The organism is Legionella lytica (assembly GCF_044626755.1).
GTDB classification, from domain to species: Bacteria; Pseudomonadota; Gammaproteobacteria; order Legionellales; family Legionellaceae; genus Legionella; species Legionella lytica_A.
Genome location: NZ_JBGORX010000001.1, coordinates 413,273 through 429,313, shown reverse-complemented (window position 1 = coordinate 429,313; position 16,041 = coordinate 413,273). Strand labels below are relative to the sequence as shown.

Below are 16,041 nucleotides of genomic sequence, written 5' to 3'. Positions count from 1 at the left end.
TTCCTGAGATACTGACTTCCCGAGGTGCTTTTGTTAGAATCGGGACAATTTTATTGTTAGCCAATTACTATGACTGCTGCACACACGCCCATGATGCAACAATATTTACGCATCAAATCCGAATACCCCGATATGCTCTTACTTTATCGTATGGGCGATTTTTATGAATTATTTTTCGATGATGCAAAACGTGCAGCTCACTTGCTTGATCTAACGCTGACACACCGTGGCCAATCTGCTGATAAACCAATCCCTATGGCTGGTGTACCCTATCATGCGATAGAAAACTACTTGGCACGACTCATAAAAAAAGGCGAATCCGTTGCCCTATGTGAGCAAATCGGTGATCCCGCTACCAGTAAAGGACCGGTAGAGCGCCAAGTAACCCGTATTATTACCCCGGGAACCGTCACTGATGAGGCCCTGCTGGATGCTAAAAAAGATAATTTACTGCTCGCCTTGCATCAGCAAAAACAAAAAATCGGTCTGGCTTGGGTGGATTTAAGTAGCGGTCGCTTTCATTTGCTCGAACTCATAGAAAGCACTCAGCTCAGCGCGGAATTAACTCGTTTACAACCTGCGGAGTTACTTTTACAAGAAGCATCTCCTTTAGAAGAATACTGCCAAAACTTTCCGGTCAAACAAAGACCAGGCTGGGACTTTAATAGAGAGAGCGCGCAACATCGCCTGCGTGAGCAATTTCAAGTCACTGATCTGGCAGCTTTCGGCGAACACGACTACCCTACGGCATTAATTGCAGCAGGTGCCTTATTAGCTTATTTGCAAACCACTCAGAAACAGGCCCTGCCCCATCTGAATGCCATTACCCTGGAAAACTCCCAGGATTATTTACAACTGGATGCCTCCACACAAAAGCACTTGGAATTATTTGAAAACGTACAAGGTAGCCAGGAAAACAGCCTGATTTCCGTACTGGATAGAACGGCATGTACTATGGGTGGTCGGCTTTTAAAACGCTGGTTAAGTAGACCACTCAAACAACATCATTTAATTCAGGCCCGCCAACAAACCATTAGCGAAATGATTCAGCAACAGTCTGATGCAGGATTACATCAATTCCTACGCCAGGTTTGCGATGTAGAACGTATTGTGTCACGTATTGCACTTAAATCAGCACGCCCACGGGATTTACATGCCTTAAGTAATACTTTAACCCTGCTCCCGAAGCTCCATGCAGCCCTTATGCCTCTGCAAAGCATGCTTGCACTAGAACTGAAAGAGCACACCAAGCCTTTACCTGAATTACAACAGCTGCTTGCTACAGCTATTATTGATAATCCACCGGTATTAATTCGTGATGGGGGCGTCATTGCCCCGGGCTTTGATGAGGAGCTTGATGAATTAAGAATCCTCAGTACTCGTGCCAACGAAACCTTAGATAAGCTGGAGCAAGATGAGCGACAAAGTACAGGCCTTTCCAGCTTGAAATTTGGCTTTAATAATGTACAAGGTTATTATATTGAGCTATCAAAAGCTCAATCAGAAAAAGCCCCTGTTCATTATCACCGCAAACAAACATTAAAAAATGTTGAGCGTTACATTACTCCCGAACTCAAAGTATTTGAAGAAAAGGTTCTTTCCGCTCAAGTAAAAGCTTTAGCTCGTGAAAAGTGGTTGTACGAAAATTTATTGGCAGAAATCCAACGCAGCATCAGCGAGCTCACCCAACTTGCTCGAGCCCTCGCGCAATTGGATGTATTGATTACTCTGGCTGAACGCGCTCAAAGCTTAAATTGGTGTTGTCCAAAACTAGTGGCTCAATCACAAATATCTATTGAGGAAGGCCGTCACCCAGTGATTGAAAATTTACTGCAAGAGCGGTTCATTGCCAATGATCTACAACTAAACCCTTCACAAAATATTTTATTAATCACCGGACCGAACATGGGTGGAAAATCCACCTACATGCGACAAACTGCATTAATTGTGCTATTAGCCCATATCGGGAGTTTTGTACCAGCAAAAGCAGTGACGCTAGGACCAATTGACCGCATTTTTACCCGGATTGGAGCGAGTGATGACTTAGCCTCTGGTCGCTCCACCTTTATGGTTGAAATGACCGAAACCGCACAAATTTTAAGGCAGGCAACCGAAGAAAGCCTGGTTTTAATTGATGAAATTGGTCGTGGAACCAGTACCTATGACGGTATGGCCTTAGCCTATGCCAGCTGTGTGTATCTTGCTACCTCGATTAAAGCCTATACCTTATTTTCTACCCATTATTTCGAGTTAACTAATTTACCCGAACAATTTCCTTGTATCCGCAATGTGCATCTACAAGCTTCATTAGATACGGGACGTATTATCTTTTTATATCGTGTAGAACCCGGCTCAGCCAATCGCAGTTATGGTCTGGAGGTTGCTGAATTAGCCGGTATCCCTGCAGCCGTACTTAAAATAGCTCATTCCCATTTAAGTCATATGCAAAATAGCACACCCACTGTAGAACAATTTCAACCTGTAGTCGCAGCTCAATCCCCGATACTGCGTGAATTAGAACGCATTGACCCAGATCAATTAAGTGCGAGAGAAGCGCTTGATTTGATTTACCGGTTTAAACAAATGGAGACGGTGGATGCGAGGTAGCCTGGTTGCGCTCTGCCTAATACTTCTCATTGTATGCACCTCCTCTTTTGCTAAAAGCAATGATGCCCTGTCGATTAAAATTACGGGCATCAGTGGCAAAGTACAAACAAATGTTGAGAAACACTTGCAAGAACTTCAACAGTTAAAGCCATTAACCGCTTTTTCTGAGGATGAATTGCGTGAGCAAGTTCTCAAGGCCGTACAACCTTTTGGTTATTTTAAAGCGCAAGTAGCAGTAGACCAGCTCGATGCGAAAAAACTAGTGGTGTTCGTGCAGGCGGGCCCACAAATTTTGATTTCTCGCTTAACCATTGAAGTCATTGGCGAAGGAGCACCTAATCCATCGCTGCAAAATGCCTTAAAAAACATACCATTACATCTGTCTGCTCCGTTGCTTACAGAAGACTACAATCAAAGCAAACAAAATCTCATTAATGCAGCAGAAAGCCAAGGCTATATGCATGCTAATTTTAAAACCAATGAAATTTTAATTGATCAGGAACGCTATACCGCCGAAATTACTCTGATCTTTGATACAGGCCCCTTATATTATTTTGGCCAGGCCCAATTTGATCCTACCTATATCAATCCTAAATTACTGCATCGATTTGTTCCCTTTCGCCCAGGACAAGCCTATTCAGGCGATAAGATTCTGCAGCTTAATAATGATTTAACTAATAGTGGCTACTTTAGTTCCGTGGTCGTAAAACCACAAATTAGCGACAATACAATGGTCCCTGTGCTGGTCCATGTTGAGCCTGTACCCAAATATTCATACACCTTAGGTGCTGGTTATGGAACGGACACCGGGATACGTGGTCGTGCGGCCCTGCATGTCATTCCTGTAAATCGTAATGGACATAAATTTAATGCATTAGCACAAGGTTCTTTTGTACAAAGTGCATTACAAGGCCAATACGTTATTCCAGGGTTCAACCCAGTTACCGATCAATACAGCATTACTGGAAATTACTCCAATTTAAATTACAGTGCGGGTTATAGTAATGCCTGGTTACTGTCTTTAGCACAACAACATCATCTGACACGCTATAAACGAATCCTTTCGGTAAATGCTCTATATGAAGGATTTCATTACAATGCTGAAGAAAATACAAAACAATTTTTGCTCTATCCTAAAGCCACTTTATCCTTTATTAAAACCCAGAATATCTTGTTTTCTCCCTCAGGTTATAACATTACCATTAATGGTTTAGGGGCAAGTACAGCAACCTTATCAACCATTAATCTTGCCCAATTTTCGGTGGATGCTAAAGCGGCTTTAAGAATTGAGCCCTGGCGGTTGCGTTTGTATGGACATGTAATACAAGGCTTTACTGCCATTGATAATATTATACAGCAGCCACTCTCCCTCGCCCTATTATTAGGGGGCATGGATAACTTAAAAGCTTATAGTTTTAACTCCATAGGACCTGGAAGGATATTAACTTATGCCGGCTTTGAGATTCAAAAAGAGACGAAAAAGAATTGGTACCTAATCGCCTTCTATGATGTCGGCGATGTGTATAACCCAACTCCGGCGGCCTTCCAACAGGATGTAGGAGGAGGATTAATGTGGGTCTCTCCTATTGGTCCGATTAAAGTGGGAGTAGCACAAGAAATTAATAATCATTGGCAACGTACCCACCACAGTCCACGGTTAGTTATTAGTATGGGGCCCGATTTATGATTCGCTTTCTCGTAAAAACGTTATATTTTTTGATGCTGTTTTTTATTTTACTAGCAGGAATTGTAGTTTCTTTAATATCTACAACCCCCGGGTTAGAGACCTTAATCGATTTGGGGCGAGTCTATATTCCTGGCACGCTAAAAATCCAACAAATTAAAGGAACTCTGCTCGGTGATTTTACCTTAGGTTTCCTGGAGTATAAGCATCAAAATACCCACATAAAAATAAATAATATCCACGTGCAATGGCATCCTGGCCCCTCATTTAAAAATCATCAGCTAACCCTGCAATGGGATGCATTGAAAGGATCACTAAGTTCAGAGCAAAAATTCACTAGCCCTCATGGTAAGCTTACCGCCACAGCAACGCTCCCCGATCTAAGCGTTGAATTAACTACCCAAATCAATCCTTCTGCGGAGGAGCATTGGCAAATGAATGCCCGGCTATTAGGGGCTATGCCATGGCAGTGGACTTTTAGTGCTAATCTGTCACCTACCGCTAACACGTCTATTAAACATACTGGTTTGCATGCCAAGCTCTCATTAGATGGGAAAACAACTGCAAAGAATAAGGGAGGTTTAGTATTCACCCTCTCCCCGGGTACCTACCAAGTTCCCGATAATACGACGATTCCCGCATTGGAATTTAAAGGCGGCAAGCTCAATGTCGCTCTATCCCCACAAAAACTGTCTGGATCAGGCAGCTTTATGATTGACCCGAATAAGAATTTAAAACTAGCATTTCAATTACCTCAGTTCTCACTTGAAAAAGGATTCAGCGCGAAACAAAAACTGAATAGTGAGGTTCGCCTAGAAATTAACAGTTTGGATTTTTTACACAATATAAGTCCTGAAATAGACAAGCTAAAAGGACAAGTGGTCGCCTCGCTTAAAGCAACGGGTAGCATTGGGAAACCACAAATAGACAGTCAATTACTCCTGTTTAAGACAAGCCTCTTTATTCCCAAGCTAAAGTTAAGTTTAGATTCAGTCGATCTGGACGTTCGTAGCAAGAAAAAAGCCTGGGATGCCAATGGTTCTATCATCTCCGCGGGACATCGCTTAATACTTAAAGGTAAAGGAACTCTTGATACTGCCTATGTTGCAGAATTAAACCTTGAAGGCAATGATTTTCCCTTGATGAAAACCAATGAGCTCGAGATCACCATTTCCCCACAGCTAAAACTCCAGGCAACGCCTACTACACGTGTGATTTCGGGCTCAGTACTCATTCCTAATGCACAAATAAATCTTCAAACATTTAGTAATAGTGTGTCCTTACCTGATGAGGTTGTCTATAAGCAACAAAAACCAGAATCGCCCTCCTCCATTGCGGGTACTAGCATGGATGTTTTAGTTAAGCTTGGAGAAAATGTTGCATTAAATGTTAAAGGATTAAAAGGCCATCTTGATGGCGCTTTAAACCTAAAGCAACAACCCCAGGGCGCAATCAATGCTTATGGTGAATTGTCTGTTCGCGATGGTACTTATAAAGCCTACGGACAAGACTTAACCATTAAACAAGGCGAATTAATCTTTACCGGTGGTCCCATTGATAATCCTGGTATCAGCCTGCGCGCAGCAAAAAAAATTAATAATACCTCCACTTATACTAATGCATCGCAGCTTTTTGATTTTAATAGTTCGAATTTACAAAATGCTGGTTTTGGCGACACCATTACACTGGGTGTAGAGGTAACCGGGAGATTAATGAAACCCCAGATACAGCTTTATTCAGAACCTGCCATTTTTTCTCAAGCAGATATTCTTTCAATGCTGGTACTTGGACGTCCAGCCAGTCAAGCAAATAAAGCAGGGGCGCAGTTGCTATTAACTGCTCTATCCTCGATGAATGTTGGCGGTACGAATAGTAGCCAACTGTTAGAACAATTGAAGCAAACTTCAGGTTTAGATTTTAACGTACAAACCAACACTAATTACAATCAATTAACAAATACAGTAAATGATTCAACCGCTTTTGTGGTGGGTAAATCCCTTTCCAAACGGCTTTATTTGAGCTATAACATCGGCCTATCACAAACTGATACCAATATGTTAACGTTAAAATACATGCTGAATAAGTTTTTTAGTATCCAAATTAGTACCAGTGATACGAGTAGTGCTATTGATTTTTTATATACTTCACACAAGAAAAAACTCAAGAATACCAAATGATGCACACCCTTAAAGAGGCAATACTTATGACCAATTACAATATCCCTCTGCGCTTAACGCGTTTAAGAAACAATCCGGCAACGCGTGCCCTAGTTCGAGAAACACGGCTGCATGCTCAACAATTGATTATGCCCTTATTTATCAGTGAAGAACTAACTGCTCCTAAAGCAATCAATGCGATGCCTGGGCAATATCAATTAAGTCTTGATGCCCTCCCCAAAGAAATTGAAACTCTAAGTGCATTAGGTATTCAAGCCGTATTACTTTTTGGTATTCCAAAGCACAAAGATGCGTGTGGAAGTGAATCATTTAACGATGAAGGTATTATTCAACAAGCCATAAGAAAAATACGTGCGGTGAGTAAAGACATTTTAATTATTTCTGATTTATGTTTTTGTGAATACACCGATCACGGCCATTGCGGAGTGGTTTCCGAAGAGCGTATTGATAATGATAAAACCTTAGAGCTACTTGCTAAACAAGCAATTAGCCATGCTAAGGCCGGTGCTGATTGGGTCGCTCCTAGTGGTATGACTGACGGTATGGTTAGTGCCATTCGTGAAGCTCTGGATTCTGAAGGATATAAAAATATTCCAATTCTAAGTTACAGTGCAAAATACTGTTCGTGTCTCTATGGTCCCTTTAGAGAAGCAGCCCAAGGAGCCCCTCAATTTGGCGATAGAAAGTCCTATCAGATGGATCCCGCTAATGGCAATGAGGCCATTCGTGAAACAGCACTGGATCTGGATGAAGGCGCAGACATGATTATGGTTAAACCTGCCGGATACTACCTTGATGTGATAGCCAAACTGAAACAGAACTTCCCTGAGGTTCCTCTTTGCGCGTATCAAGTGAGTGGTGAATATTCCATGATTAAAATTGCAGCGCAACATCAACTCATTAATGAAGAACAGGCCATGATGGAAAGCTTAATTGCGATTAAACGTTCGGGAGCTGATTTTATAATTACCTATTTCGCCAAAGATGCTGCCCGTTTTTTGGACAAAACTTCGTGAATTATATATAATACTCACCGGTTTTAAGATATAATCGGTACGCGTTGTATGAAATTACAATTAAATTGGCGCGGGCCAATTGCTTATAATTACAATGGAGAAATAATGAATTTAATTGCTAAAAGTCTTTCAGCAGTAGCGTTGAGTTTAAGCGCGATCACTTCTTTCGCTGCTCCGGCTTATTTAATAACTCACAATAATACTAACGAAGAATCTAATGCTTTTGTTGCAGGCGCCCCATCTATTTACCCAACAGCTCCTCATTCATCTCGCAAAGTTTATTGGAATTTGGTGAAGTTAGCATGTCATGGTCACACTACTAATGGCAGATGTCCTGCTGTGATTAAAATGGCTACTAACACTGCAAATCCTATCGTGGTTGGCACGGTAGAAATGGAAGTGAATACTGGGGAAATTTATCCCAAGCAACTCACTGGAAATGGATACACAGTAACCGTAAATGGTCCTGGCGAGTCCACTATCAGCAAAAACTAAGATATTCCTATAACGTGTTGGGAATATTCTGACACGTTATACCGTCGTAGACTTACTTCATTCAAGCATCAATTCTCCTTATTACTCTGCGCAACAGTGCGTTCATTTGTTATTAAAAAATATCATAAGCAGTGCTCCTGTAACGTGAAAACAATTCTATTTAAGCAATAAAAAAAGCCACGCATGCGTGGCTTTTCAGCTTTTGAAAATTTCAAGAATTATTTCATTGGCGCTGTTTCTACTTTATCAAGAACCCAAACAACTTGTCCCCCCACTAGATCAGCAGCGAACTTACCATTGTTAGAATCAACGCTATAAGAAGAGCTTGAAGACAATTGTTGATAAGAATGAATACTTGGTCTGCTACCTGGGAACAGGTGAGTATAGCCAAGATCAAATCCAAGATTTGGTTTCATTTGATAATGACCACCAACAGCAACAGCCCAACGATCAACGTCTGGCAAACGAATGTTTCTATCTCTGTTGTTAGTTGGGCTCTGATCATAACCACCACCAACACGAAGCATTACGCGGTCATTAAAACGATAGTTCGCGCCAATTGCTACACGCCATGCATCAGTAAAGTTTTCTGCCACAGAGCTAATAGCATTTGCTCTGCTCACAGGAAATGGAGGATCTTCGCTAATGTTAGGAACAGGAACATTATTCAATTGAATGTCTTTGAATGTGCCCCAGGCAGTGTAAACAACAGAACCTAATAAAGCCAATTTTTCATTAACATCCTGATAACCACTTAGAGTTACTACATCTGGAAATGCAATCGAATTACTAAAGAGATCATAGTTTTTCCAAACGTTAGAAGCAGGAACCTCTGGTGAAACTAAATCAAAGTCATTCGCCAAACGACCTTTGAAGAAGCTATGTCCGTTGAACACATGTCTTACTCGAGATTGGTAATTCACCCCAATACGCGTATGGTTGTCATTAAACATGGCTAAAATACCTGCATGAAAACCTAAGCCCCATGAAGCGCCTTTATTTTTACTTGATGAGTCAACCAGAGACGGGTCTTCACCAAGAAAATCAAATAAAGCTGGCGCACCAACCATTTGGTTGAACTTAACACGTGACCATTGGAAATCCATACCCGCACCAATGGCAAAATGCTCGGATATTTGTGTACCAATTTCAGGAGAAATATTTGCAGTCAACAGCTCAGTAAAAGTGGCTGAATAACGTACTGGGGAAGAAGGTTTCCAATCCGTAGCCAAACCATAAGGAGCAGTAACACTTAAACCAAGTGTAGTACGCTCACCCACTGGTAACGCAAAATGAGAAGATGGAACAAAACCATTATAGTCACCAGCTAACCCGCGATAGTACTGACGATAAGGAGGCAATCCTGCTGTATTAAAAGTACTCGAGCCATCCATTTGGATAGTAGGGAATATACCTACTCCCCCGAAGACCGTTTGTTTTTCATGAAGAAGAGCCAAACCAGCTGGGTTGTACCAACCAGTTGACGCATCAGCAGCTTCTGCTGCAGCACCAGCAGCGTAGTTACCCGCTGTGTAACCAGCACTTTCACCATACAAAGCAAAACCAGCTGCATGAGCTGCGCCAGTCGTTAAAACACCAAGAACTGCGGCATTAACCAGCGTTCTTAAGGGCTTATGCATATTCATCACTCCTATACACTCCTTTAATAATCAGTACATCAACAGTTGAATAAAATCCGTTCGATGAAAAGAGTGTACCTTGTTTTCAAATCTTTAAAAACATTTTTTTCTTTTTGCTTTCAATAAGTAAAAAATATTAATCCATGGTGGGCCAATTGGATTCACGCTAGGCAATTAATGAACAATCACCTGGCAAATTTCATCAAAAGACAGCAATTTCAGTTAGTACGCAGAATAATTTTCAACTTGATATTTGTGCAAAAGAATCGCCGATTTAAGGCATAATGATAATTTGTCTAAAGAATCTTGTATCCCTACTAAAGTCCATGCTAAGGTGTACTAATTTAGTGCGGAAATAGACCATGCAGCAGATCGTAACAAAATTTGGTGGGACTAGTGTTTCAACGCGAAGTACTTGGAACAATATAGCTTCAATTACGAAAAAACACTTAAGCACTGGGGTACAGCCAGTTATCGTTTGTTCTGCGTTAACGCAAATCTCCAATAAACTTGAAAAGGCAATTGATGCCGCTCTTATTAATGAGCATCAAAGTATTTTGCTGGATATTCGTAATAGTCATCTTAATCTTGCTGAAGCCCTGGAAGTTAATCCTGAGGTGATTCACGATGACTTACATCAATTAGAACAATGGCTGACCGGGATTGCCTTATTGAAGCAAGCCCCCGCAAAAACTCATGCGCAAATATTAAGTATGGGCGAATTAATGATGACTCGTTTGGGGCATCTATTTTTAGAACGCCAGGGAATTTATTGCAAATGGTATGATGCTCGTGAATTATTAACTAGTACTCCTTTCCCTGATGGTCAATCAGCAAATTATCTTTCCGCACGATGCGACAGCGAACATGATCCCAAATTAGTAGAGAAATTCATTTCCAGTGGTGCAGAAGCAATTATCACTCAAGGTTTCTTTGCAGCAAATCCTGAAGGCGAAACTGTGTTATTAGGCCGTGGGGGTTCAGATACTTCCGCAGCCTTGCTTGCCGGCAAATTACAAGCTGCAGCCTGTGAAATATGGACTGATGTCCCCGGTATTTACACGGCCAATCCTCATCAATTGCCCCATGCACGTCTATTAAAAAAATTAAATTATGATGAGGCTCAAGAGATTGCGTCGATGGGGGCAAAAGTATTGCATCCCAACTGCATACCCCCGGTGCGTCGAGCCAATATTCCCATGTCAGTGAAGTACACTCAATTACCTGAGCACTCAGGTACGTTGATCACTAAAGATATTGATGAGTCAGCCCCATTTATTAAATCAATTCAAATTAAAAACAGCATTCTGCTTATTTCTATAGATACCTTACATATGTGGCAACAAGTAGGTTTCTTGTCGGATGTGTTTTCCGCATTTAAGCATCACGGTTTTTCTGTAGATTTATTGTCTTCATCCGAATTCAATGTGACCTTATCGCTGGATATTAATACGAAAATACATGATCGAGCGGCAATCAATGCCCTATTGGATGAACTCAACCAATTTGGTCGTGCAAAACTTATTGAGCCATGTAGTGCAGTTAGCTTAGTAGGACACCATATTAGAACCGTATTGCCACAACTGGGCCCTGCTTTAGAAGTCTTTGATTCCAAGCAAGTGTACTTAATGTCACTGGCCTCTAATGACTTAAACTTAACTTTTGTGGTTGATGAGTCTCAGGCAAATTTATTGTGCCAAAAACTGCATCATTTATTAATAGAAAATAATCCGCAAATTTTCTATTACTCTAAAAGCTGGCATGAAGAGTTTGGAGCCCCCTCAGTACGATTCGTACCGTGGTGGGAAAAAGAGCGCGATCGTCTACTGACCACTGCAATACAGCATTCTCCTTGTTATGTCTATCATACTCCAACGCAAGCAGAGCGTGCGCAACAATTATTAGCATTAAAGTCTATTGACACCGTATTTTATGCCATCAAAGCAAACCCCTATCCTTCTATTTTACAAACCTTAGAAAAAGAAGGAGTTGGCTTTGAATGCGTTTCGATTCAAGAATTGGATAGAGTATTAGAATTGTTCCCAGGAATCGATCGCAAACGTATTTTATTTACACCAAACTTTGCACCGAAGTCTGAATATGACTATGCACTGAAGATCGGTTGCTATATCACCATCGACAGCCTCTATCCATTAGAAAACTGGGCATCATTATTTAAAAATAAAGACGTAATTATTCGTATCGACCCAGGTACTGGAGCAGGTCACCATAAACATGTATCTACCGCAGGTAATGAATCCAAATTTGGTATTACTCAAAATGATATTGCGCATGTGGTGGCATTAACCAAGAAGCATAATATTCACGTAATTGGCTTACACGCGCATTCAGGTAGCGGCATCCTTACTCCTGAACTGTGGCAGCAAACAGCATCGATGTTAGCGTCATTAGCCCACCAGTTCCCTGAGGTTAAAGTGATTAATCTAGGTGGTGGCTTAGGTATTGTTGAAAAACCTGGACAACAGCCCTTAGATTTCGCCAATTTAGATGCCTTGCTTATGGCAGTGAAATCACGCTATCCGCACCTAGAGCTGTGGCTAGAACCCGGACGTTTTTTTGTAGCAGAAAGCGGTGTTATTTTAGCCAAAGTTACCCAGTGCAAAGAAAAAGGAAAAGTTCGCTTTGTCGGTATTGAAACCGGAATGAATTCATTGATTAGACCCTCCTTGTATGGTGCTTATCATGAAATCGTCAACTTAAGCCGTCTATACGAAGAAAAAGCAGGTTTTTCTCACATCGTGGGTCCTATCTGTGAATCCGGAGATACCCTAGGTTATGACCGATTATTACCGGTCACCCAAGAAGGTGATATCTTATTAATTGCAAATACAGGCGCTTATGGGCGCTGTATGAGTTCACATTATAATTTACGTCCACCGGCTCAGGAAATTGTCCTGGAGTAGTAGTTCCCTTGTGAATTATAAACGGATGTACACCGTGCTGAAATCCTCTGATTGACCTAAATCCCGACATACCAGGGAGATAGAAAAAATAAGAGGATTTAGCTATTCATGATACAATTTTCTCAAGATGACCCATACCCTTTGTTAGGAGTTTTACCCCCATCATGCTTGTTGATAGCCATCAAAGAAGTCAAGCGACTAATCCAACTCAATCATTCATCGTACAAGCTCCCGCCGGCTCTGGAAAAACAGAAATCTTGACACAGCGTTATCTACGTTTGTTAAGTACGGTCACAGCACCAGAACAAATTATCGCCCTTACCTTCACTCGTAAAGCTGCGAGTGAAATGCGCGAGCGTATTCTTCTAGCCTTGCAACAAGCTGCACAAAATATCGAAGCAAAAAGTGCACATCAGCAAATGACGCTTGAATTTGCTCAGAGTGCGCTCCAGCGCAATAGCCAATATCAATGGGATTTGCTCAACCAGCCTAGTCGTCTAAAAATTGTCACCATAGACTCGTTGTGCCAAAGCATTAATCAGGCAATTCCATTACTGGAAAAACAAATTGCTTACTCGCAAATTACTGATAAAGCAGAAAGCCATTATTTAAACGCGGGCAGAGCCTGTATTCAATTTGCTTTAGCGAATCCAGAATATCAACATGCAATAAAAACCCTCCTATTACATGTAGATAATCGCCAAGAACTTTTGTTGGATTTATTTAAAGAGTTACTCGCTCAACGCGATCAATGGCTCTATCCCCTCTTTCAGGCAAGGACTCAGGATAAAGCTATTTTTGAACAAGCATTAACTTTAATCGAAGAACATGAATTAGCTCGGTTTAAAGAAAGTCTTCCCTTTCAGTTAGCCGATGAATTGGTGCAACGGGTACGCGAACTCGCATGCATTGAAAATAATCCAGACTCTCCTCGCTATTTGCTGCAAGATTGGCATAGCTTTCAACACACAAACCAGAAAATTGCAACCGCCTTAAGTAAAACCTTATTAACCGGCGATTTGAATTTACGTAAAAGTTTTGACCATCATGTAGGGCTGTTAAGTAGCTCGTGCCCTGCTGCTGAATACAAACAACTTAAAAATGCCAGCAAAGAACTCTTAACGCAACTGGGTGACTATCCAGACTTTATTGAGACCTTAATCCAAGTCAGTAATTTGCCTAAGCCTGAATACGATCTAGAACAATGGGAAGTATTACAAGCCTTATTTATACTGCTACCACTGCTTGTTGGCCATTTGTATCTGCTCTTTAGTGAGCATAATGAAGTCGATTTTACGGCGATTTCGCAACAGGCACTGATCGCTCTGGGGGAGTCAGATAATCCTACTGACTTAGCCTTGTATTTGGATAACGCCATTCATCATCTATTGGTTGATGAGTTTCAGGATACCTCCATCACGCAATTTGAACTACTCAATAAATTAGTCCATGGTTGGCAATCCGGGGATGGGAAAACACTATTTCTGGTTGGCGATCCCATGCAATCAATTTATCGTTTTAGACAGGCGGAAGTAGGTTTATTTTTCCGTGCAAAAGAACATGGAATTGGTCCTGTACAACTTACCCCTTTAGAACTTAGTTGTAATTTTCGCTCCACAGAAACGATTGTCAGTTGGGTCAATAAACAATTCGCACAAATATTCCCAAAACAAGTGGATATTGAATCGGGTGCCGTATCTTTTCACCCCAGCGTTAACGTGATTCAGAATGATGAACACAGCGCTGTTCATGCATGGCAATTCCAAGGTCGTGAACAAGAAGCAGAAAAAATGATGCAGCTTATTCAAACAGAACAGCAAATAAATCCAGAGCAAAGCATCGCCATTTTAGTACGCTCGCGCAGCCAACTTGCTGAAATTATTCGCTTATTACGACAATACCAAATCCCCTACCAAGGCACAGACATTACCTTATTGGCAAACCTGCCCCATTTACGCGATGTTTGGTCATTAACTCAAGCTTTATTATCACCGGCAAATCGTCTTACTTGGTTGTCCATGCTGCGTAGTCCTTACTGTGGTATGTCCTTGTCAGACGTACATACTATTGCCCAATATAATAAAAAGAAATCCATTTATGGTGCTTTATTGCAGTTACATAAAATTGCTGGCTTAAGTGAAGATGGATTAATTAGAGCTCAGTTTTTTATTCGCGTGATGCAACAGGCATTGTCGCATCGCTATGAAATCAAACTATCAACTTGGGTAATTAACACCCTTAATGCCTTGCATGTTGATAAGGTACTGAATCAAGCACAACTGAATGATCTGGAGCAATTCTGGTCCCTGCTTGATCGCTACGAGCTCGATGGACGCTTATCAAATATGAAAGAATTCATGCAAGAATTTAATAAGCTATATTCCCAACAAGTAACCCCCTCCACATTACACGTGATGACTATTCATAAATCGAAAGGCTTAGAATTTGATACCGTGTTTTTACCCAGCCTAGGTTCCCAAGCCAATCGCGGTGATTCACCGATGTTAAGGTGGCTCAATTTACCCACCCAAGACCAGGATAATTTGTTACTCATGTCTCCCATACAGGCAGCCCATCTTGATCGTTGCCCAGTTTATGATTATCTCGGGCAATTGGATGAAGTCAAAGGAAGCTATGAAATACAACGCTTGCTTTATGTTGCCGTAACACGAGCAAAATCACGTTTATACCTAATGGATAATAGTGAAAAATCGTCAAAAAGCTCATTTCGTAGTTTATTAAAAAATCAGAGTTTTGCTGATGATGAATCCACTGGCAACATGGAAGAACTCGAACGCCCCTTACCCAAATTAGTACAGCTTCCCTTGCATCATTACCAAAACCAGCAATCCGAAAATGATGAGCCATTCTCGCGGAATGCGCCCTCCACTTTAGTATCGAATATTCCCCGCTTAACCGGAATTGTTACCCATCAACTCTTACAATGGATCTGTGATAATCATCCAGAATCATTAGATGATGTCCCCTGGAATTTAGCCCGTTATGAATTCAAAAAATTGGGGTTTGATGAAGGCATGCAAAACGATGCAATGCAGATACTTCAAGAGCAAATAACTCGCCTTACTCAGGATCAAATTGGTTCCTGGATTATTACCTCCCATGCTAAAGAACAGAATGAATATGAATTGCTAGTGGCTCCTCAAAATCGTCCCATTACCCGCATCATTGACCGAACCTTTGAAGACGATGGTAAACTATGGATTATCGATTTTAAAACAGGGAAAGAAGATAAACATAGCTTAGTTAAACATCAAGCCCAGCTAAATGAGTATGGTGTTTATCTATCGGAGCGTACGCATCTGCCCATTTACTGTGGAATTTATTACCTCCCCACAAATCACTGGGTCAAATGGCAATACGAACCGGCTCATAGCCAATAGCCTGCACCGTGTAATCAAGATCACTCTGGCAGGAAGCCTTGATTTTGCCTTGTTATCAACAAAGCCCTGAGCTATTATTCACCTTTTGCAATAAAGG

Annotated in this window: 8 protein-coding genes; 7 read left to right on the top strand and 1 reads right to left on the bottom strand. The window is 41.3% G+C overall.

Translation table 11 applies throughout. From position 1 onward, the window contains the following. Window positions 1-69 precede the first annotated feature (69 nt). The 5 genes from mutS to ACD661_RS01715 all read left to right on the top strand — a co-directional run bounded on the left by mutS (window position 70) and on the right by ACD661_RS01715 (window position 7,979). Window positions 70-2,607, top strand: a complete 2,538-nt coding sequence (mutS, locus tag ACD661_RS01735) for a DNA mismatch repair protein MutS (protein WP_400185853.1) — start codon at window positions 70-72, stop codon at window positions 2,605-2,607. Then, window positions 2,597-4,294 carry an autotransporter assembly complex protein TamA gene (locus ACD661_RS01730; protein WP_400185852.1) on the top strand — a complete coding sequence of 566 codons (1,698 nt, stop codon included), beginning with the start codon at window positions 2,597-2,599 and terminating at the stop codon, window positions 4,292-4,294. The genes mutS and ACD661_RS01730 overlap by 11 nt, the downstream gene beginning before the upstream one ends. After that, window positions 4,291-6,468 carry a translocation/assembly module TamB domain-containing protein gene (locus ACD661_RS01725; RefSeq protein ID WP_400185851.1) on the top strand — a complete coding sequence of 726 codons (2,178 nt, stop codon included), beginning with the start codon at window positions 4,291-4,293 and terminating at the stop codon, window positions 6,466-6,468. Before ACD661_RS01730 ends, ACD661_RS01725 begins: the two co-directional genes overlap by 4 nt. 26 nt (window positions 6,469-6,494) lie before the next feature. Then, window positions 6,495-7,484, top strand: coding sequence for a porphobilinogen synthase (gene hemB / locus ACD661_RS01720; RefSeq protein WP_400187202.1), 990 nt, complete (start codon window positions 6,495-6,497; stop codon window positions 7,482-7,484). A gap of 105 nt (window positions 7,485-7,589) precedes the next feature. Beyond that, window positions 7,590-7,979 (top strand): hypothetical protein, encoded by a 390-nt coding sequence (locus ACD661_RS01715; RefSeq protein WP_400185850.1) that lies wholly within the window; start codon window positions 7,590-7,592, stop codon window positions 7,977-7,979. A 218-nt stretch (window positions 7,980-8,197) separates the two neighbouring features. On the opposite strand, the gene ACD661_RS01710 is transcribed toward ACD661_RS01715, so the two are convergent. Beyond that, window positions 8,198-9,619: an OmpP1/FadL family transporter gene (locus ACD661_RS01710; protein WP_400187201.1), complete on the bottom strand. Its 1,422-nt coding sequence runs from the start codon at window positions 9,617-9,619 to the stop codon at window positions 8,198-8,200. Window positions 9,620-9,981: 362 nt separating this feature from the next. Here ACD661_RS01710 and ACD661_RS01705 point away from each other — a divergent pair, with 362 nt between their 5' ends. Beyond that, entirely contained in the window at window positions 9,982-12,543 is a 2,562-nt protein-coding gene (locus ACD661_RS01705) for a bifunctional aspartate kinase/diaminopimelate decarboxylase (RefSeq protein ID WP_400185848.1), read from the top strand. A gap of 164 nt (window positions 12,544-12,707) precedes the next feature. Further along, window positions 12,708-15,944, top strand: coding sequence for a UvrD-helicase domain-containing protein (locus ACD661_RS01700; protein ID WP_400185846.1), 3,237 nt, complete (start codon window positions 12,708-12,710; stop codon window positions 15,942-15,944). Window positions 15,945-16,041 lie beyond the last annotated feature (97 nt).